Raw genomic sequence first — 19,706 nt, 5'->3', positions numbered from 1 at the left:
CCGGAGGGCTAGGTGGCATCCGGCCCGAGCACCAGGCGGGCGTCGCCCAGCATTTCGGCGTGACGCGTGCGCGCCAGGAAGTTCCGCACTGTGTCGCGGCTGCGACTCAAGCAGTCGATCTTCGATTCGAGGGACGACAGTTCGGCCGTCAGGGTCTGGGCGAGGTTGCGCGTGCAGGTACGGGCGAGTTCCCCGCCTTCGACGCCGTCCATGCCGATCAGCAGGCGGATCAGCTTGGTGGGGAGCCCGGAGGAGATGAGCCCGCGAACCAGGTCAACGCCTTCGGCGGCGGTTTCGGGGTACTCGCGGTACCCGTTGGGGCTGCGTTCCGAGGTGAGCAGGCCTTGCTCTTCGTAGTACCGCAGCATCCGGGTCGGCACGCCTGTTCGTCGCGAGAGTTCGCCAATTCTCATCGTTATTTCCCAACCGCTTGACCTTCACATTGATGTCAAAGTTTAGCGTGAAGCCATGACTGAAACCACTGTTGCGCTCCCAGTCGCGGCGACGATACGAACGCCCTGGTTCGCCCTCCTCACGCTGGCCTTCGGGGTCTTCGCGACCGTCACCGTCGAGATGATCCCGGCAGGGCTGCTTCCGGCCATGAGTGCCGAATTCTCGGTGTCGGCATCCGCCATCGGATTGCTGCTCTCGTTCTGGGCGGTCACCATCATCGTCGTCAGCCTGCCGGTGATTCACCTGACCGCGCGGGTGGACCGCCGAACCATCCTCGTCGTAGCGCTCGCAGTGATGGCGACCTCGAACGCCGTGACGGCGATGGCCCCCACTTACGAAATCGCGGTAGCGTCGCGGGTCGTCGCAGCTGTCGGACACGGAGCCTTCTGGTCGATTGTGATGGTCTACGCGACGTCGCTGGTTCCGCCGAGCGTCTCGGGCCGCACTGTCGCCATGGTCAGTGCCGGAGCGTCCGCGGCGACGGTCGTCGGCATCCCGCTCGGCACCCTGGTCGGCCAGGTCGCGGACTGGCGAATCGTGTTCGGCACCCTCGCGGTGCTGCTCGGGCTGGTAGCCGCCGTCATTCAGCGTCGTCTTCCGGCCTCCGCTGGCGCTGTTGTCCGCAGCGGTAGACGCATCGACAACTCGATCTGGGCGGTGCTGGCTGCGGCAATCGCCTGCACGTTCACCGCGGCCGCCAGCTTCACGGTGTTCACCTATATCTCCCCCTATCTGACGGATGCTGCCAGGCTCGACCCGGCGTGGATCAGTGGGCTGCTCCTTGTTTTCGGAGGAGCAGGGATCTGCGGACTGGTGATCGCGGCGATCACTGCAGACCGTTGGCCAGTAGTCGCTCTCGTGACGATGACGGTCGCCTTTGCGATAGCGCTCGCCGCTCTGGGCCTCGCGCCGCAGAGCACACCGACCGTGGTGGCCGCGATCGTGGTGTGGGGGCTCGCCATCGGCGGACTGCCGGCGATGCTGCAGGCGCGGATGCTCGGGGTGGCGTCGCCAGCATTACGCGGGGCGGCCAGTGCCCTGATGGTGGTGTTCTTCAACGGCGGTATCGCCGCTGGTGCGACTCTGGGTGGGTTGCTCGAAGGCACGATCGGGCTGACCGGGGCCGCCCTCGTCGCGAGTGTCCTGGCGATTCTCGCCGTGGCATCCGTCAGCGCGTCGCGGTTGTTCGCCGGACGCTAAGAGCGGAAGGCTCGACAACGCCGGAGCCGCGGCGCAATTAAATATGGACCTGACGCGCGGATCGGCGCAGAATCTACCTCATGAACCCCACGCCGGGTGTCATACGCACGCCCGACCAGCGCATTCGGGTTTTCATCAGCTCCACCCTGAGGGAGTTGGCGCCCGAACGCAGGGTGACGCGCGCCGCGGTGGAGCGGCTGCACCTCGCCCCGGTGATGTTCGAGTTGGGGGCCCGGCCGCATCCGCCGCGCGAACTGTATCGCGCCTACCTCCAGCAGAGTGATGTGTTCGTTGGGATCTATGGCGACAGCTACGGCTGGGTGGCCCCGGATGAGGTGGTGTCCGGCCTCGAGGACGAGTACAACCTTGCCGGGTCGCTGCCCAAGCTCATCTACATCCGAGAATCGGCCGGTGCCCGGGAGGACCGGCTTTCCGAGCTGTTGTCGCGCGTGCGAGACGACGACCGGGCATCGTTCAAGCACTTCTCAACCCCGCAGGAGTTGCGCAGACTGATCGAAGCGGATCTCGCCACCCTGCTGGCCGAACGCTTCGACCAGAGCCGCCCTGTGTTGGCATCCGAACCGCCACCTCCCCGTGCGGTGCAGTCACCCATCCCGGCGTCGCTGACCGAGCTGATCGGCCGCGACGGCGAGCTGGCCACCGTGGAGAGGCTGCTTCGGCGGGATCCGGTGCGGCTGGTCACCCTGATCGGGCCGGGCGGCATCGGGAAGAGCCGGGTGGCCACGGCGGTCGCCTACCGGGAGCGTGAGCGCGGCGAGCGTGAGGTGGTGTTCGTGGACCTCACCCCGGTGCAGGATCCGGCGCTGGTCCCCAACCTCATTGCCGAGGCGCTCGGGGTGCTCGACACCGGCGATGAAGCGGTGATTGACAAGTTGAAGACGGCGCTGAAAGATCGCACCGCACTGATCGTCGTCGACAACTTCGAGCAGGTGCTGCCGGCGGCGCCGATCCTCACGGCGCTGCTGGCGAGCGCACCGGGGGTGAAGTTCCTGGTCACCAGTCGCACCCTGCTCCGGGTGTCGGGGGAGCACACTGTCGAGGTCGGGCCACTCGATCTTCCGGGTGATGGTGACGACGCGGGAGCGGGTGCGGTTTCGGCATCCGTCGCCCTCTTCGTCGAGCGGGCCCGCGCGGTGAAGCCGGATTTCGAATTGAACTCGGCGAACACTGCAGCCGTCACGGCGATCTGCGTGGCGCTCGACGGGGTGCCGCTCGCGCTCGAACTGGCGGCGGCGCGCATCCGGATGCTCACGCCGCAGTCGATGCTCTCCAGGCTGGACAAGCGGCTCGCCCTGTTGGCCGGCGGTGCACGTGACCTGCCGGCGCGGCAGCAGACGCTGCGCAGCACCATCGAGTGGAGCACGCAGCTGCTGGAGCGCGACGAGAAACGACTGCTCGCACGGCTGGGCGTCTTCTCCGGGGGGTTCTCGCTGGAGGCGCTGGAGGCGCTGGCGCCGAGCGACGATGGGGCGGATGCGATGACGGCGCTGGGCATGCTCGTCGACAACAGCCTGGTGCGGGAGCAGGATCGCGGGGGCCAGCCGTACTTCTCGATGCTCGCCACGGTGCGCGAGTATGCGCTGGAACAGTTGGGGGAGTCCGGGGCGCTCGCCGCGACTCGGGCGGCGCACGCCGCGTACTTCTCGAGGCTGGCCAAGTCGCTGGAGCTGGACCTCGAGAGCGCGGGCCTGCGTGACGCGATCGAGCTGCTCAATGTCGACCGGGACAACCTGCGGGCTGCGGCCCGCTACTACCTGGACTCCGGCGATTACGAGGCGCTCGCCGAGTTCACCTGGACACTGCTCATCTACTGGTGGGTCGGTGGGCTGCTGGGCGAGGTTCGCGGGTGGATGGAGGATGTACTGGCAGCGGAAGGGGCTTTGCTGCCGGATCGCACCAAGGCGATCGCGCTGTACTTCACCCGGTCGATCAGGTTGTGGCACGACTCGACCGAGTCGGTGGCGCCCGGGCTCACGGAGTGCGTCGAGCTTTTCCAACGGGTGGGAGATCGGCAGGGGGAGGGGATGGCGCTCATCTTCCTCGGCCTCGCCGGGCTGGCGGAGAAGCCACCGGACCCGGAGCGCGCGACGCGAACGCTGGAAGAGAGCCTTGACGTGCTGAGGAGTATCGGCGACGACTGGGGTGAGGCCATGGCGCTGGTCACGCTCGGTCGGGTGTCGCTGATGAGGCGAGCCCTGCATGAGGCGATCAACCAGTTCGAGGCCAGTCTCGCCCTCGCCCGTGCTCGGAGGGACGATCTGGGAACGGCGATTGCGCTCCACCACCTGGGCTGGGCGACGATGGTGAAGGGGGACCGGGCGGATGCTCGGAAGCTGTTTGAGGAGAGCCTCGCCACCGCGGCGCGGCTCGGGCATGCCGAGGGTGTCGCCTACGGGCTGGAGGGGCTCACCGCCATAGCGGCCGCCGAGCGGGATGTCGGTCGCGCCGGCCGGCTGCTGCGAGCATCCGAAGCCTTGCGGAACCAGACCGGCCTGCACTCGGCGACCCGGTTCTCGTTCCATGAGCACTATTTGGCACCGATCCTCGCCGGGGAGGACGCCGAAGAGTTGCAGCGCGTGCGCACCGAGGGTGGCGAGGTGTCGATCGAGGAAGCGGTACGGTTCGCGTTGGGTGGCGTTGCGAGCCAGGACACGATGCTGCTTTAGCCCCTCTTGTACATCTGAGTGGTCAAGTGTGCACCAGAGCGTGACAACTTTGGAGCACTCCTGCAGCTGTCGCAGACTGCAGCAGTCGAGGTGCTCGCGCGCGCCGGTACCGACTTCACCGGAAGACAGGTCGCACGGCTCGCTGGAGCTGGCAACCCGAACGGAATCCGGAAGGCCATGCTGCGGCTCGCGGAAACCGGCCTTGTGCTGGCAACACCCGAACCACACGCAACTCGGTACCGGGCAAACCGCGCGCACGCTTCTTGATCAGGTGGCACGACGCCACGGCGAAGAGAAGGGTGATGAGCGACACCAGGAGGATGTCGAAACAGGTAGTCAGCCGCCTCGCGGACCGTGAGCGCTGATGAGCGTAGATGAAGCACTGCATTCCTTCACCAGACAAACGGGTCCATTGCCGGAACAACCAACGGCTGCTCCTTAGCCCTATGCGAGGAGCAGCGCGACGGCTGGGTTATGCCAGCCAAATAGCCTTGATCGAGTGGAGATCAAAGTGCGGAGCGCATATTCAGCGCGGGCAGCGGAGTATGCCGAACGTCTCGGAACGATGACGGCCGTGCATCCCTCAGACCGTCAGCTCGTGGACAGTTGGGGGCAATCAGTCGTCGGACCCGTAATTGATGCTGGATGCGGGCCAGGGCATTGGACGAACTACCTTTCGGAGAACGGTGTTGACGTCGAGGGTGTCGACATCGTGCCCGAGTTCATCGCTCACGCTCGCGCGCAGTTCCCAGGAGTGCGGTTTCGGACTGGAAGCGTCGATGAGCTTGGGGCGCCGAATGCTGCCCTGGGTGGGATCTTGTCTTGGTATTCGCTGATCCACCAGCCGCCCGAGACTGTGGTCGTGTCTCTGACTGAGTTTGCCCGGGTCATAAAGCCGGGAGGCACGTTGCTCCTTGGTTTCTTCGAGGGCTCGTCACTCGAAACATTTGCGCACGCTGTGGTGACCGCCTACCGCTGGCCAGTGGCCGAGCTGGGCAGGGAGCTTGAAAGCGTTGGGTTCGAGATTATCGAGACACACACCCGAACAGGTCCCGGCTACCGTCCGCACGGCGCACTCCTTGTTCGGCGCACATGAAGATCCGGTTGTTCGCAAGGATTGGAGCGGATGACGGGAATCGAACCCGCGCTATCAGCTTGGGAAGCTGAAGTTCTGCCATTGAACTACATCCGCGCATCCGGCGGACCGGACCAGTCAATTGTAGCCATGGCCGGAGATGACCTGAACCAGCAGGAAGGCGTGCCACTGCTAGCTGTCGAAGGCCACCGCGCGCATTGGTGCGCCGTCCGCGTCGATAGGCAACGGAAAGAAGCCCACGCGGATGCGCTCGGGCAGCCCCTCGAGGCCCGTCAGGTTCTCGACGATGAGGGCGTTGCCACCGAGCACGACTTCGTGCACCGGGAAATCGGCTGCGTCACCGCTGGTCAGGTCGGGGCTGAGCGTGTCGACGGCCAGTAACCTCATGCCGCGCCGCATCAGCTCTGCAGCTGCATGGGGGTCGAGACTCGGGTGGGCGAGCGCCTCGTCAGTGCCGAAGTGTCGCGCCCAGCCGGTGTCCATGATGACGATGGCGGGAACAGTCTTCGGGATCGCGCCCAGAGCATCCGCTATCTCAGGGACTCCATAGGTCGATCGCGACGCCAACTCCGGCAGGTGGACGACCAAGGCCTCTCCGACCAGCTCATTGAGACTGATCGATCCCGTGGTGCGGCCACCGACCACAGTGTGCGAAGGCGCATCGAGATGGGTGCCGGTGTGGGACCCGAGGTGGAGCATGGCAACGTCCACCCCGTCGCGCTCAACTGTAAGCGCCGGTTCCAGCGTGACGGCCGGGTCGCCGGGATACACCTGCATCCCGCTACTGATTCGATGACTCAGCTCTCGCATCAAGCTGCCGTGCTCGGCGCGACCTCGCCATCGACCTTTCCGGCCAAATGCTCGCTGCGTACGCCCTCGTGCCGCGCCCTTTCGGGCAGCATCACCAGGAGGTAAATCGCGAAGGAGAGCGCGAACGCCGGTATCGTCGCCCCGATCGGGAGCGGCCACACGTAGGTCCACAGGTAGGAGACGGCGGCTCCGATGACCCACACCACGACCGCGATCCAGTTGACTCCTCCCTTGTACCAGTACCGCCCACCACCGGCGGCGAGGATGTCCTGGGTGTAGGCGGCGCGCTTCACGATGTAGTAGTCGACGATCATGATGGCGAACACCGGGACGAAGAAGGCTCCGATCATCACCAGGAAGTCGGTGAACTGGTTCAGGAGGCCCATCCAGGTGGCCCCGATTATGGAGATTACGCCGAGCACCAGCGCGGTGGGCAGGAACTTCAGCCTGCTGCCGACCTTGGCGTTGACCACGGAGGTGACCATTCCGTAGACGACCATGGTGTTCGTCGCCATCACCGAGAGGAAGATCACGATGGCCAGCGGAGCGCCGAAGGCACCCACGATCGTTCCTGGATCGAAAGCAGCAGCTTCGTCTCCGGAGAGCAACACGAAGACGAAGGCGGTGAGGCCGAGCGTCATCGAGGTCACGGTGGAGACGGTGTAGCCGATGCCGGAACCGATGACGCCCGCTTTCGTGGTGCGGGCGAAGCGGTTGAAGTCGGCGGAGAGCACTGTCCAGGAGATCGCGGTGGCAATCACGATGTCGAGTACCACGATCGGCGTGAAGCCGAGTGTCGGGTCAACCTCGACCGCCTGGAAATCGACCAGGTCGAAGGTGCTGAACGCGGTGACGAAGATCCACGCGATGATTGCCAGCATGAGGACCGCCATCCACGGTTCGATCCTGGCGATGCCCTCGTGCCCGAGGATCGCGAGAATGACGACGATGCTCTGGCAGATGACCGCGAACAGGATCGGGTTGGAGTAACCGGTGAGGCTGTTGATCAGGAAGTCGACGGTGATCCCGGCGAGCATGGCCTGCACCCAGCTCCACCCCATGAGAATGATCACGTTGGCGCTCACCGGGAGCAAGCTGCCCCGGGTGCCGAACGCGCCACGGGTGAGTGCCATGGTGGGCAGTCCGGTGCGCGTGCCGATCGCTCCGATGGAGGTGAGGACTATCGCCCCGGCCACGGTGCCCACAACGATCATCAGGAATGCGGTTCCGAAGTCGACACCAGGAACGAACAGCGTTCCTGTGAGCAGGGTGGTCACCACCAGGTTGGCTGCCAGCCAGATCATTCCGATGCGAAGGAGCGAATAGGTTCCTCGTACGGGTCCGCCCCCATCGGATTGTGCTTCAACGCGACGGTTGATTCGGGTGTAGAGCGACATTGCTTCAGTCTCCTCGGTAGGCGGTTGGGGGATCAGGATCCGGATTCCGGCGCAGGGGACAGGTGCTCGTGCATGGCCACCAGCTGGTCGCCATCGGCACGGAACACGATGGTCTCCCGTTCGCGATACGCATCTTCGGTGCCGTCGGCCTCAACGCGGGTGAAGACGTTGTGGCTGAATACTGCGCCGCCGGGGAACGACTGGACTGCAGGCTGCGTTGATGCGCATTCGAGCACCCGCCATCCGCTGTCGACCCATCCGGACCACAGGCGCTCGTATTCGGCGCGGCTGTCGATTCGCGCCGGCTCGGTGTGGAAGATGAAGGTCGCATCCGGGGCGAAGCCGGCAAAGTAGCGATCCCGGTCGGTGGCGGCGAAGGCTGCGACGATGGCGGATGCCGCGTCCAGAACTTCCTGCTCGCTGGGGGTTCGTGTGCTCATCGCCTGCTCCTTTGAATGCGTGACCGGGTGTGTCGAAAGTACGGTGTCAGTTGCGCGGCGCCATCGCGCTGATCAGCTCGTAGGCGACGTGGCTGGCGGCGACAGCGGTGAGCTGGGCGTGATCGTAGGCGGGGGCCACCTCCACCACGTCGGCGCCGATGATGTTTCGGTCGGCGAGTGAGCGCACCATTCGCAGCAGTTCACGGCTGGTGAGTCCGCCGGCCTCCGGGGTGCCGGTGCCGGGGGCATGGGCCGGGTCCAGGACGTCGATGTCGATGGAGACATAGAGTGGCTTGTCGCCGATTCGGGCGCGGATGCGTTCGATCGCCGCCTCCACGCCGCGCTCCTCGATCTCCTCGCTTGTCACGATCGTGAAGCCAAGGCGTTTGTCGTCGGAGAGGTCCTCGGCGCCGTACAGCGGCCCGCGAGTTCCCACATGCATGCTCGCAGTGAGGTCGATCAGCCCTTCCTCCGACGCGCGGCGGAACGGTGTGCCGTGCGTGATCGGCGCGCCGAAGTAGGTGTCCCAGGTGTCCAGGTGCGCGTCGAAGTGCAGCACAGCTACCGGGCCGTGCTTCTTGGCGACTGCCCGCAGCAACGGCAGCGCGATGGTGTGGTCGCCGCCGATCGTGACGATCTTGTCCGCACGAGTTGCCAACTCCAGCGCCCCCGCTTCGATGTCGCGCACGGCTTCATCGATGTCGAACGGATTGGCGGCAATATCTCCGGCATCCGCGACCTGCTGTACCGCGAACGGAGAGATGCTCTGGGCGGGGTTATATGGGCGCAGGAGCCGCGAGGCTTCCCGCACATGCGCAGGACCGAACCGAGCCCCAGGGCGGTAACTCACTCCACTGTCGAAGGGGACGCCCACAATCGCCACGTCGGCGCGCTCGACGTCATCCAGCCGGGGCAGGCGGGCAAAGGTCGCAATACCGGCAAAGCGAGGAACGATGCTCGCATCAACCGGTCCGACTGGCTGTTGCATGGTGGTCAACTTTCGATAATCAGTAGTAAACTTGAGGCAACCCTAAACCGATCTGTCGACTGGGTCAAGAGCGCGAGGAGTACCGTTGAAGCCTGTTTCGCCATCGCCCAGCATTGAGCAGCCAGCCATTGGAGCGCGCATCCGCGGGGCGCGGAAGGCGCAGGGGTTCACGCTCGAGCAGGTCGCTCGCGCGGCGGGCCTGAGCAAGGGCTTCCTGAGCAGGCTGGAGCGCGACGAGACCTCCCCCAGCGTCGCCACGCTGCTGCAGCTCTGCCAGGTGCTGTCCCTGGAGATCGGGGCGCTCTTCGCGGAGCCTGATTCCGTCAAGATTTCGCTGAGCGATGCGCCCCACATCAACCTCGGTGGTCGTGGCGTGGACGAACGCCTGATCTCGCCGCGTAATGAGTCACGGGTGCAGATCATCCGGTCGAAGATGGAACCTGCGGCGGATGGCGGCGACGCCTTCTATACGATCAGCTGCGAGGTGGAGGTGCTGCACGTACTCAAGGGAGCGATCACCCTTCGGTTCGTCGACCGGGCCATCCCGCTGGAGGAGGGAGACTCACTCACCTTCCCCGGCCGTGAGCCGCACAACTGGAAGGCTGATCCTGTTCTCGGTGCCGAAGTCGTGTGGACCATAGTCCCGGCTTCGTGGAGAGGGGAATGAGGCGGGCTGTCTAGTCGAACAGCTCGCTGAGCCAGCTCTCCTTCTTCTTGCGACCGTGCCCGTAGCCGGAGACTCCCCGGTTGTCGTCGCGGTAGTCGGGCTCGAATCCGCGACTGCGGTCGTCGAACCTCGGTGCAGCGTTCCTGGCCGGCTCAGGGGCCGCCGAGGTTGCCGCACGCTCGAGGATCTTGTCCAGCTCGCCGCGGTCGAGCCAGACCCCACGGCACTCGGGACAGTAGTCGATCTCGACTCCACTGCGCTCGCTCATGACAAGGGTGGCTGCATCATTCGGACACTTCATTGGACGACCTCCTGGGAATGGGAACTTGGAGAATTTTAGGCAACGCGAGTTGCGTGTTTGGTGCGAGCGGCCGGACAGCCGAGCATCCGGATTCCAGTAGTCTCGAGTGCATGCTGCTCTCGGATCGCGACATCAAGGCGGAACTCGCATCGGGGCGAATCGCCCTCGACCCCCACGACACGGAGATGGTTCAACCGTCCAGCGTCGACGTGCGCCTGGACCGGTTTTTCCGCCTGTTCGACAACCACAAGTACCCCTACATCGACCCGGCTGAAGACCAGCCTGACCTCACTCACCTCGTCGAAGTCGACGCCGGTGAGGCGTTCATCCTGCACCCCGGCGAGTTCGTGCTCGGCTCCACCTACGAGCAGGTGTCATTACCGGATGATGTTGCGGCACGTCTCGAAGGAAAGTCGTCGCTCGGTCGCCTCGGCCTGCTCACCCACTCGACCGCCGGGTTCGTGGACCCCGGTTTCACCGGCCACGTCACCCTCGAGTTGAGCAACGTCGCCACCCTGCCGATCAAGCTGTGGCCGGGGATGAAGATCGGGCAGATGTGCTTCTTCCGGCTGACCTCACCGGCCGAGAAGCCGTACGGCTCCGCCGACTACAAGTCGCGCTACCAGGGCCAGCGTGGGCCAACAGCGTCGCGCTCGTTCCAGAACTTCCACCGCACCTTCATTGACCGCTAGACGGTGCGCTGAGTCCGGCCTCAGTGAGCGGTGGTCGCGACGGTCGCCGACAGCGGCTCGCTCACGAACTCACCGATCGCATCCAGCACCTGGTCGTCGCGCAGCACGCGGTGGTGACCGAGCCCCGAGGTGAACAACGTGGCAGCGTGCGGATGCGCGGCCACCAGCACTTCCGCCTGATCGAAGCTCACTGTCAGGTCGTCCCGGTCGTGGATGACCAACAGCGGCCGCCCGAGCGGTGCGGTAATCGGCGATAGGGCCGTCCAGACATCCGGAACCGTGCGGAACCGGCGTTGCTCGATTCGCCGCCTCAGGCCAGCGATGGTGTGCGGGCTGAGCTCGAGCATCCGCCCGAAACTGCTGGCCAGGTAGTCCAGTTCTGCCACGCCGCCTATCGAGACCAGGCGATGGGCGCGCGTGCCGTTGCGGATCGCGAGCGCCGCAGCCGCGGTGCCGAAGGAGTGGGCGACGATCGCCTCGAACGTGCCGTACTTCCGCCCGAGCACATCGATGATGTCGGCGAAGTCGCGGATGTCCGGCTTCCGCCCGCTCGACGCACCGTGGCCCGGTGCGTCGAAAGCGATAATGGTGAGGTCTTGGGCGCGCAATTCCCGCACGATCTCGGCGAACTCTGCCGCGCGACCCTGCAAGCCGTGAGCCAGCAGCACGGGCCGCGAACCGGTGCCCCAGGTGTAGACAGCGATGCGGCTCCGGCCCACCCGGATCGTCGATGTGGTCGCCTGCTCGATGACGGCACGTTCCAGCGGATGCACGCGCTTTCGCTTCCCGGTAGACAACCAGAGCGAATAGGCTGCTTCCGCGGCGAGTGGCGTCGATACGCGTTGCATCAGACGGAAGGCGTTAACCGCAGGGGTCAAGCTCGGCATGGGTTCTCCAGACGTGCGATAATAGAATACGAACGATCGTACTATTAACTTTCGGAGGGAGGAAGCATGTCAGCGATTGAGGTCGATGGCCGGAAACGCCGAGGCAATGCCTCCCGCCAGGCGGTGCTCGACCGGGCGGTACAGCTCGCGTCAACCGAGGGTCTCGGGGGGCTCTCGATCGGTCAGCTCGCCGCCGACCTCGGCGCCAGCAAGAGCGGCGTCATCGCCCTCTTCGGCAACAAGCTCGACCTCCAGCTGGCAACCATCCAGGCGGCGCGATCGGTATTCATCAGCACGGTCATCGAGCCTGCGCTGCGCGTTCAGCGTGGACTGCCGCGGTTGTGGGCGATCTGCGAGCTCTGGCTCGACTACTCCGATGAGCGCATCTTCGAGGGCGGATGCTTCTTTCGGGCAGTTAGCGCAGAGAATGGGTCGAAGCCGGGGCCGGTGCGCGACGCGCTTGCCGTAATCGACGAGGAGTGGCTCGCTTTCATCGAGCGGGCAGCCGGCCTTGCGCAGCCGGCGCTGCCTCAGCTCAAGAGTGGCGAGCAGTTGGCGTTCGAAATCGTGGCGATCATGGACGGCGCCAATATCGCGTCGCTTCTCCACGGATCCGCCCGCTACTACGACCTCGCGCGAAGCGCCATCCGTGACCGCCTGATCGCTCTGGGCGCGGACGCTTCGCAGATCAGCTGACCGGTGAGCCCTGCCAGCCCAGGTTGACCGCCATCCGCTCGAGTGCGCTGAGGGTGGTCTCGTACTGTTCCTGGGTGAGGCCCTCACCGGTCTGGTCGCGCAGGGCGTCGACCACTTCCTGCAGTCGGCCGAATGCAGCGCGGCCACGTTCGGTGAGTGAGTAAACCGGGCCGTCGACGGTGATCCAGTCACTGTCGATCAGCTCGGCCAGGTGTTCGGCGGCACTCTCGTCGCTTCCCGGTTCGATGAACGGCGCGATCGCCTGGTCGAGTTGTTCCACGGTGGCGCTGCCCGGCTCCATGACCCCGAGCAGTTGCCACTGGCGACGGGTGACCCCGTGCTCTTCGATGATGGCGGCGAAACGCTCATCGATGAGGCGGTCGACGAGCTTCAGCCAGAACCCGATGGGACGATTAGCAGCCATGGTTAGACCCTAGGCGCGCTCATCGCCCGAATCAACGACTCCTACCTCTGTGGGTTGAGTAGTGCGCGAAGCGCGCGTTTCGAAACCACGCGCCAGGTTCGATACGAGCTGGCGCGCTACTCAACCCGCACGGGTCAGAACTTGAACCCGAGTTCTTCCGGGTAGTCGCCCAGCTTGGTCAGCTGAGTCGCTGCCGCCTGCAGGTGTGCGAGGGTCAACCCGAGACTGAACGGCCCGAAGCTGACCCGTGAGATTCCGAGGTCAGCGAGCCGTTGCAACGGAACGGACGACGGGTTCGAGATCACGGACACCTTGCCGTTGATCTCGTCGAGTGCCCGCTTCACCTTGTCTTCGTCGCCGAGGCCGAGCATGAAGATGACGTCGGCTCCCGCGTCGAGGTACGCGTTGGCGCGGGTCATGGCTTCGTCCCACTCTCCGCCTCCGGCCAGCGTGTCGACGCGGGCGTTGATGACGAGCGGCACTCCCGCCTTATCAGCGGCCGAGCGAACGGATGCCACGCGGGATGAAGCGGTGTCGATCTCGAACTGGGGCGCCTTGGGCGGTCCGACGCTGTCTTCGATGTTGAGGCCGGCGGCGCCCACCTCGATCAGGCGGCCGATGTTCTCTTCCAGGCGCGAGCCATCCGGTGAATACCCCTTCTCGAAGTCGACGGACACCGGTAGCTCGGTCGCGCTGATGATCACGCGCGCTGCTTCCAGGGCCTGGTCGACTGTGAGCCCTTCGCCATCCGGAACCCCATGCGCGAACGAGATGGAGTGGCTGGCTGTGGCGAGCGCTTTCACCCCGGGTGCTCCGGCGACGATGCGGGCGGTGACGGCATCCCACACATTGGTGACGATGAGCGGGTTGCCGGGGATGTGCAGCGAGCGGAGGTGGTCGGCTTTCTGGGCCTGCGATGTAGTCATACCTCCACTCTCCCGCTCCCGGCCGACATTCGCCAGTCCCGTGACGCGGTCAGCGCTCGAACCACGCCGATCAGCTGGGTTGCGCGATCATCAGCCAGAGGATGACCGCCAGCCCGACGCCGCCGATGAGGGCGAGGGCGGCGGGGCGCCAGGAGGTGGCGAGTCCCTCCACAACCCCTTCGGTTCCGAGCCCCGAGACCTTCTTGCGCGAGGCATCCGTCATCTTCGCCCCGGTGGCGAACCGCAGCCGGCTGAACGCCGGCGAGGCGATGCCGTACATCGCGCCGATCACCAGCACCAGCAGCACGATGGACACCCACAGCCACCACTCGCCCCACAGCCCGCCCATGAATCCGAGAACGACACCCGGGATGATGGTGAGCCAGAGCCCCGCGTACATGAGGTGCGCGCTCCATGCCGAAACGTCGAGCATGGCTGCGATGCGGGCGTGCTCGCTCTCCCGGCGCATCCGGAAGGCGACCGCAATGGATGTCCCGTGCCCCACGGCGAAGACGATGACGCCCAGTACGTGGAGAAAAATCATCAACGTGTACATACGCGTCAGCTTATTCCTGGGCCACCGACATCCGGAGGATTTCTCGCGAGGCGTCCCGTCGGCATCCGGATGCCCTGCAGGGCGTCGCCAGCTTCGTTACGGTCGGGTCTGCTCGGTGGTGCGCACGAACAGCATCAGGATGAGGCCGACGAACAGCACGGCGACGATGCCCAGGATGCCCCAGGCGGTCGCGCCGAACGCGACGATGAGTATCGTCCACAGCGCGGGCGAGAGGAACGATGCTGCGCGGCCGGTGGTCGCGTAGAGGCCGAAGATCTCGCCTTCGCGGCCGGCCGGGGTGACCCGCGCCAGGAATGAGCGGCTGGCCGACTGGGCGGGGCCGACGAACAGGCACAGCATGAGCCCGCCGATCCAGAAGGTGGCGTCGCCGAGGTCGCGGAGGAAGAAGACCGCGAGACCGGTGATGACCAAGCCGATGAGCGAGACCACGATGACGGATTTCGGCCCGAACTTGTCGTCGAAGCGGCCGGAGAAGATGGTGGACACCCCGGCGACCAGGTTGGCGGCGATGCCGAAGACCACCACTTCGAGGAATTCGAATCCGAAAACGGTGGATGCGATAACGGCGCCATATGCGAACACGCCGGCCAGGCCGTCGCGGAACACCGCGCTGGCGAGGAGGAACCAGAACGTGGTGCGGGTCGTGTTCCACAGTCGCACGATGTGGCGGCCGAGCAGCACGTAGCTCTGGAAGAAGTTGACCCGTTCACCCTGGTCGGTCACGGGGAGTTCTGGCACGTTGCGGAAGATGGGGATGGAGAAGAGGATCGTCCACACCGCGCATCCGAGTGCCACCATGCGGAACGGCAGGCCGTTGTCCTCTGGAAGCCCGAACCAGTCGGCGGTGTAGGCGACGACGACGATCACCAGGGCGAGGATGCCGCCGAGGTAGCCGAAGCCCCAGCCGAGGCCGCTGACCTTGCCGACGGTTTTCGGGGTGGAGACCTGCACGAGCATGGCGTTGTAGTGCACGCCGGCGATCTCGCTGAAGACGCTGCCGACGGCGACCAGTCCGACGCCGAGGGCGAAGAAAGACGGGGTGCCTTCGACGAAGAACAGGGCGGCCATGGAGAGCACGACGAGCCCGGTGCTGATGGCGAGGGAGCGCTTGCGGCGGCCGGTGCCGTCGGAGCGCTGCCCGAGTACCGGGGCGATGAGGGCGACGAGCACGCCGGCGATGGTGTTGGCGAGGCCGAGTCCGCTGGTGAGTTCGGCGATGGCGCGGTCGTAGGCGGGGTCATCCTTGCCGAGCGCCGCCACCGAGGGGTCGATGAAGACATCCGTCGTCAGGTACAGGGCGGTGAAGATGAAGGTGAGGATGACCGTGTTGAACGGTTGGTTGGCCCAGTCCCAGAGTGCCCAGGAGAACACCTGCTTGCGCGGGATGACGCGCCCCTCCTGCAGCTCGAGGCCCATCGTGGCGATAGCGCCCGAGTTAGCTGTTGCCGGGATGTGCTTGCCGGTCGCGGTGACGCCATTGTCAGGGGACTCGTTTGTCATGCCCACAGGCTAGTGGTGTGGGGTAAACAATTGGTGGCTTGGCGACACCTTAGCCCGCAACAGCGGGAGGCTGTCGAGCATCGAACCGAGCCGCGCGGTCATGGCCTATGTGTGACGCAAGCGTCCGATGCCACAACGTCGAAGGGCAGAAATTCAGCAACGTGAGCCGAGGCCCGTCGCCAGGCTTGCTGCCAACTTTCAACAGTCCACACGGCGAGGATCGTAGGCCCGAGGCGTCCACCGCTATCCATGGTCGCTAGCTGCTGCTAGATTCCGAGAACCACCCGAAAAGAGAGATGCTCATGGTCACCATCATTCGAGCCATCGTGCACGAAATCCCAGAAGGTCGCTATCAAGCTGGTGCGGACCGCCAGGTTGCACTGTCGACCGCCGAATCTTCGCTTGCACCCGAGACAAAGCGGTTCATCGAAGAAAACATGCTGGACTTTGCCCTCAAGAATCCACGGAATATTATTCAGGACGAGGGTGCGGTGTCTGGGACACCCGGTGTGGTTCTCGAGATACTTGATGACCCTTCTGCCCACTTCATTAGCGGATCACAAACGCTCGCCCAAAATCTGTATCAAGCGCAGACAGGGAATAGCCCTTCGGGCATCCTTATCGTCGCCACGGTGGTTGTCCCGGAGGGGCAAGCGTTGATCATCATGAAGGCGGAACACCAAGAGGGCATGCGACTTCAGCGCATAGGAGACGACACGACCGGACACTTTGATTTAGAGCACCTCGATGAACTCATCGTTGGTAACAACTCGCGCGTTTACAAGATCGCAATGCTGAGAGAGGCTGATGGAACAGTCCTTGGCGAGATGGTCGATCAGCAGAACGGAGTCGCGTTTGCCGACTTCTTCCTCGCTGCATTTTTGGGCTGTCGCCTCGCGGATAGCGCTGAGATTCAGACGAAGCACTTTATGGATTCGACAATGGCGTATATCAACAAGCACGTCATAGACGAGGAAAAGCGGGGGCGCTATGCGACGGCGCTCGTGGCGTACATGTCGACGCCGGCCGAGACATTTCAAGCGTCGGAATTCGCTGATCAGTTTCTTGAAGCGGAGGATCGAGATGTCTTTGCGCACTCTCTTCCTGAACATGTGTCCGGAGCTGTAATCGCTAAGAACCTTGCGCTGGTGCCTGGACAGGGAGCGGGCCTCCGCTTATATGGTTCCGGCGTTGTCATATCTGCGAGCGCGATCGCTTTAGAACGAGGAGCTATTGCTGTGACGGAAGAAGACGGTCAAACAATCGTTAGAGTCGCTGGAGCTCTCAAGCGATACGGCCTCGGCGCTGCACCGAAGTCCTGACCATGAGTGCCACCACGATTTCGCAGCGCTACTTCGTTGAGTTACCACGACTCCGAGCGGCTCTGCGGCTCAGCAAGATCGCCTTCGAGGAAACGGCGCTATCAATTGATGGGGCCGCTCTAGTCACGGGACGGGTCAAGACTCACAGAAGCGTTCTAGGCAAGATCTACCGGGAGGGAAATGCCCGTACCTGGGAGAGTCTTGGTGATCTCGTAGCGTTGAAGGCAATCTTCCCAACCAACCGTGGTGTGGTCGAATTCACGAACTGGTTGAATTCACAGGCGGACTGGAACCCGAGGCTCGAGGTCATTAGGAGCCGGGCGAACGAGCTGCGCTATGAGTCGATGCAATTTGATCTTTGGTGCTCGACCCTAACCGACTACACCGGGGCGCCAATAAAGATCGAGCTCCAAGTTCGCACGTCTGCGGCAGATGCTTGGTATGTCGTGGATCATCGCCTTCGTTACAAGGGTTCGGTGAAGCTTCCGCCGGAGCTTGAGCGCAAGCTTTACCGCCTGATAGTTCTCACTGAGTTGTTTGATCAAGAGGTGGAGACAGTGATTGCGCAACAAGCAAGTCTCCCCGAGTACGGAGTCGCCCGACTGTATGAGACGCTCACGCGTGAGATGGACCAACTCATCGACGGTCATGCAAAGACGTCTCGGCCGGAAGGGCTCCTAGAGCTCGTCCTGAGCTCGTACAGTGACGACGAGGTTCCGAACCTTGAAAACTTGATGACTGAATTCTTGGAGGAAAAACGAGGAGCGATTAGAGCGGTCATCGTTGATCACCTGCACGATGCCGCCAATTTTGTCGAGGTGCGTGACTGGTTGTACTACGAGCCCGAGGCACTGCTCATTGCTGAACGCGCCACCAGCCGGCCGTCGCTACTGGCGGCACGAATTACTGGATCAGACTTTGAGGGTGTGATCGGCGCGATGGTCGGAGAGTTCGGTGCGAGACTTCCGTAGTCGGCGACGCGACGATGTTTCCTCCGTTGGCAGTGCCCGGTGGGCACGGGACGGTTCGCCGAAACCGCAGGAAGTAGGGGTTAGGCCCATACGGTAGCCGTGCCCAATGGGCCTACATATCAAGAAGAGCATTCCGGTTGGAGCGCTTCTGGGAGATTCTCAGGCGGCCAGCGGAAGCCTGAACTAAGGGCCGTGGCGCTCTGCGGACCCTATCAACACAACACAATGGAACCCATGACCACGACCCAAGAGCTTGGCCTCCCGCACGACTTCCTCTTCGGGGTCTCCACCGCCTCCTACCAAATCGAAGGCGCGGTGACCGAGGGCGGCCGGGGGCCATCCAACTGGGACGCGTTCAGCCACGCCGCCGGTCGCACCCTGAACGGCGACACCGGCGACGTTGCCTGCGGCCACTACCACCGGTTCCCGGAAGACGTCGCCCTCATGAAGGAGCTCGGCGTCGACGCCTACCGCTTCTCCTTCGCTTGGACACGCATCCAGCCGGAGGGCAAGGGCTCAGCCAACCGCAACGGCCTCGCCTTCTACGACCGTCTCGTCGACGAGCTGCTCGCCGCGGGCATCCAGCCCAGCCCGACACTCTTCCACTGGGACACCCCGCTCGCCCTCGAGGAGCAGGGCGGGTGGCTGAACCCCGACACCCCGAAATGGTTCGCCGACTACGCCCACATTCTGGCCGAGCACTTCGCGGACCGCATCCCCCGCTGGATCACCATCAACGAGCCGGTCGTCCTCACGATGCTCGGCTACGGCGCCGGAATCCACGCTCCCGGAAAGAAGCTCGGCTTCGGAGCTATCCCGGCCGCGCACCATCAGCTGCTCGGCCACGGGCTCGCGGTGTCAGCACTGCGGGAGGCGGGGGCCGGCAACATCGGCATCGCCAACAACCACACCCCGGTCTGGCCAGCCAGCGACCGCGACGACGACCAATACGCTGCGGCGTTCTACGACACGCTCGCCAACCGGCTGTTCATCGAGCCGCTGCTCCTCGGTCGCTACCCAGCCGAGCTCGAGCCGTACCTTCCCCACAACTTCAACGACGACCTGGCGCAGATCAGCGCGCCGATCGACTGGTACGGCATCAACTACTACAACCCCACCAGAGTCGGTGCGCCGAGCGCGACCCCTGGAGCGAAGGTGGACGGCCACGAACTCGACACTGACCTGCCGTTCTCGCTGAAGGAGATCCGCGGATACCCCCGCACCGATTTCGACTGGCCGGTCGTTCCGCATGCCTTCACCGAAATGCTGGCCGCCATCAAGGAACGCTACGGCGACGCACTCCCCCCGATCTACATCACCGAGAACGGCTGCGCCATCAACGATGAACCGGATGTTCGTGGAGAGGTGAGCGACACCCGCCGCATCTCCTACACCGAGTCCCACCTCGCTGCGATCGGTGACGCGATCAGTGCCGGTGTCGACGTGCGCGGATACTTCCACTGGTCGCTGCTCGACAACTTCGAGTGGGCCGCCGGCTACTCGCAGCGGTTCGGCTTGGTGCACGTCGACTTCGACACCCAGAAGCGCACGCCGAAGCAGTCGTACGAGTGGTACCGCGACCTCATCAGAACATCCCGATAGCCGGCTTCGCGGCCGGCCCGGTCACCCGGCAAGAGCCCACCGCGGTGGGGACGACACAATTCGCTCCTGC

At 64.4% G+C, this 19,706-nt stretch carries 20 protein-coding genes and 1 tRNA gene; 9 read left to right on the top strand and 12 right to left on the bottom strand.

Annotated elements, in window-relative coordinates; translation table 11 throughout:
• Positions 1-8: 8 nt before the first annotated feature.
• Positions 9-413: a MerR family DNA-binding transcriptional regulator gene (locus ACX3O0_RS12205; RefSeq protein ID WP_459107904.1), complete on the bottom strand. Its 405-nt coding sequence runs from the start codon at positions 411-413 to the stop codon at positions 9-11.
• 55 nt (positions 414-468) lie between these two features.
• On the opposite strand from ACX3O0_RS12205, the gene ACX3O0_RS12200 reads away from it, so the two are divergent.
• From ACX3O0_RS12200 to ACX3O0_RS12190, 3 genes are all read left to right on the top strand, one after another.
• The gene (locus ACX3O0_RS12200; RefSeq protein WP_459107903.1) at positions 469-1,653 is read left to right on the top strand and encodes an MFS transporter; all 1,185 of its coding nucleotides are present in this window, start codon (positions 469-471) and stop codon (positions 1,651-1,653) included.
• A gap of 80 nt (positions 1,654-1,733) precedes the next feature.
• The gene (locus ACX3O0_RS12195; protein ID WP_459107902.1) at positions 1,734-4,340 is read left to right on the top strand and encodes a DUF4062 domain-containing protein; all 2,607 of its coding nucleotides are present in this window, start codon (positions 1,734-1,736) and stop codon (positions 4,338-4,340) included.
• 499 nt (positions 4,341-4,839) lie between these two features.
• Positions 4,840-5,436: a class I SAM-dependent methyltransferase gene (locus ACX3O0_RS12190; protein WP_459089219.1), complete on the top strand. Its 597-nt coding sequence runs from the start codon at positions 4,840-4,842 to the stop codon at positions 5,434-5,436.
• Between the two features lie 22 nt (positions 5,437-5,458).
• On the opposite strand, the gene ACX3O0_RS12185 is transcribed toward ACX3O0_RS12190, so the two are convergent.
• The 5 genes from ACX3O0_RS12185 to speB form a co-directional block, all read right to left on the bottom strand.
• A tRNA-Gly gene (locus ACX3O0_RS12185) sits at positions 5,459-5,532 on the bottom strand.
• 75 nt (positions 5,533-5,607) lie between these two features.
• A complete protein-coding gene (locus ACX3O0_RS12180) occupies positions 5,608-6,246 on the bottom strand; it encodes a cyclase family protein (RefSeq protein ID WP_459107901.1) in 639 nt (212 codons plus the stop codon).
• A complete protein-coding gene (locus ACX3O0_RS12175; protein WP_459107900.1) occupies positions 6,246-7,643 on the bottom strand; it encodes a purine-cytosine permease family protein in 1,398 nt (465 codons plus the stop codon). The genes ACX3O0_RS12180 and ACX3O0_RS12175 overlap by 1 nt, the downstream gene beginning before the upstream one ends.
• A gap of 32 nt (positions 7,644-7,675) precedes the next feature.
• A complete protein-coding gene (locus ACX3O0_RS12170; protein WP_459089213.1) occupies positions 7,676-8,083 on the bottom strand; it encodes a YybH family protein in 408 nt (135 codons plus the stop codon).
• 46 nt (positions 8,084-8,129) lie between these two features.
• Positions 8,130-9,071: an agmatinase gene (speB, locus tag ACX3O0_RS12165; protein WP_459107899.1), complete on the bottom strand. Its 942-nt coding sequence runs from the start codon at positions 9,069-9,071 to the stop codon at positions 8,130-8,132.
• 85 nt (positions 9,072-9,156) lie between these two features.
• On the opposite strand from speB, the gene ACX3O0_RS12160 reads away from it, so the two are divergent.
• Positions 9,157-9,738, top strand: a complete 582-nt coding sequence (locus tag ACX3O0_RS12160) for a helix-turn-helix domain-containing protein (RefSeq protein WP_459107898.1) — start codon at positions 9,157-9,159, stop codon at positions 9,736-9,738.
• A gap of 10 nt (positions 9,739-9,748) precedes the next feature.
• Here ACX3O0_RS12160 and ACX3O0_RS12155 read toward each other — a convergent pair whose 3' ends face one another.
• Positions 9,749-10,039: a TFIIB-type zinc ribbon-containing protein gene (locus tag ACX3O0_RS12155; RefSeq protein ID WP_459107897.1), complete on the bottom strand. Its 291-nt coding sequence runs from the start codon at positions 10,037-10,039 to the stop codon at positions 9,749-9,751.
• A gap of 110 nt (positions 10,040-10,149) precedes the next feature.
• On the opposite strand from ACX3O0_RS12155, the gene dcd reads away from it, so the two are divergent.
• A complete protein-coding gene (dcd, locus tag ACX3O0_RS12150; RefSeq protein ID WP_459107896.1) occupies positions 10,150-10,731 on the top strand; it encodes a dCTP deaminase in 582 nt (193 codons plus the stop codon).
• A gap of 20 nt (positions 10,732-10,751) precedes the next feature.
• On the opposite strand, the gene ACX3O0_RS12145 is transcribed toward dcd, so the two are convergent.
• Positions 10,752-11,618, bottom strand: a complete 867-nt coding sequence (locus tag ACX3O0_RS12145) for an alpha/beta fold hydrolase (RefSeq protein WP_459107895.1) — start codon at positions 11,616-11,618, stop codon at positions 10,752-10,754.
• Between the two features lie 66 nt (positions 11,619-11,684).
• Here ACX3O0_RS12145 and ACX3O0_RS12140 point away from each other — a divergent pair, with 66 nt between their 5' ends.
• Positions 11,685-12,314 (top strand): TetR/AcrR family transcriptional regulator, encoded by a 630-nt coding sequence (locus tag ACX3O0_RS12140; RefSeq protein WP_459107894.1) that lies wholly within the window; start codon positions 11,685-11,687, stop codon positions 12,312-12,314.
• Here the strand turns inward: ACX3O0_RS12140 and ACX3O0_RS12135 are convergent.
• The 4 genes from ACX3O0_RS12135 to ACX3O0_RS12120 all read right to left on the bottom strand — a co-directional run bounded on the left by ACX3O0_RS12135 (position 12,307) and on the right by ACX3O0_RS12120 (position 15,741).
• The gene (locus ACX3O0_RS12135) at positions 12,307-12,738 is read right to left on the bottom strand and encodes a MarR family winged helix-turn-helix transcriptional regulator (RefSeq protein ID WP_459107893.1); all 432 of its coding nucleotides are present in this window, start codon (positions 12,736-12,738) and stop codon (positions 12,307-12,309) included. The genes ACX3O0_RS12140 and ACX3O0_RS12135 overlap by 8 nt on opposite strands.
• Before the next feature lie 134 nt (positions 12,739-12,872).
• Entirely contained in the window at positions 12,873-13,664 is a 792-nt protein-coding gene (locus tag ACX3O0_RS12130; protein ID WP_459107892.1) for an isocitrate lyase/PEP mutase family protein, read from the bottom strand.
• Between the two features lie 70 nt (positions 13,665-13,734).
• The gene (locus ACX3O0_RS12125) at positions 13,735-14,220 is read right to left on the bottom strand and encodes a hypothetical protein (RefSeq protein ID WP_459089197.1); all 486 of its coding nucleotides are present in this window, start codon (positions 14,218-14,220) and stop codon (positions 13,735-13,737) included.
• A 96-nt stretch (positions 14,221-14,316) separates the two neighbouring features.
• Positions 14,317-15,741 (bottom strand): MFS transporter, encoded by a 1,425-nt coding sequence (locus ACX3O0_RS12120; RefSeq protein ID WP_459107891.1) that lies wholly within the window; start codon positions 15,739-15,741, stop codon positions 14,317-14,319.
• A gap of 302 nt (positions 15,742-16,043) precedes the next feature.
• Here ACX3O0_RS12120 and ACX3O0_RS12115 point away from each other — a divergent pair, with 302 nt between their 5' ends.
• From ACX3O0_RS12115 to ACX3O0_RS12105, 3 genes are all read left to right on the top strand, one after another.
• Positions 16,044-17,063 (top strand): nucleoid-associated protein, encoded by a 1,020-nt coding sequence (locus ACX3O0_RS12115; protein WP_459107890.1) that lies wholly within the window; start codon positions 16,044-16,046, stop codon positions 17,061-17,063.
• Between the two features lie 2 nt (positions 17,064-17,065).
• Positions 17,066-18,034 carry a hypothetical protein gene (locus tag ACX3O0_RS12110; protein WP_459107889.1) on the top strand — a complete coding sequence of 323 codons (969 nt, stop codon included), beginning with the start codon at positions 17,066-17,068 and terminating at the stop codon, positions 18,032-18,034.
• 234 nt (positions 18,035-18,268) lie between these two features.
• Positions 18,269-19,636, top strand: coding sequence for a GH1 family beta-glucosidase (locus ACX3O0_RS12105; protein WP_459107888.1), 1,368 nt, complete (start codon positions 18,269-18,271; stop codon positions 19,634-19,636).
• Positions 19,637-19,706: the final 70 nt, after the last annotated feature.

Source organism: Homoserinimonas sp. A447, assembly GCF_054489325.1.
Note: the sequence above shows the minus strand (reverse complement) of the source record. Positions and strands in the feature narration are given on the sequence as shown.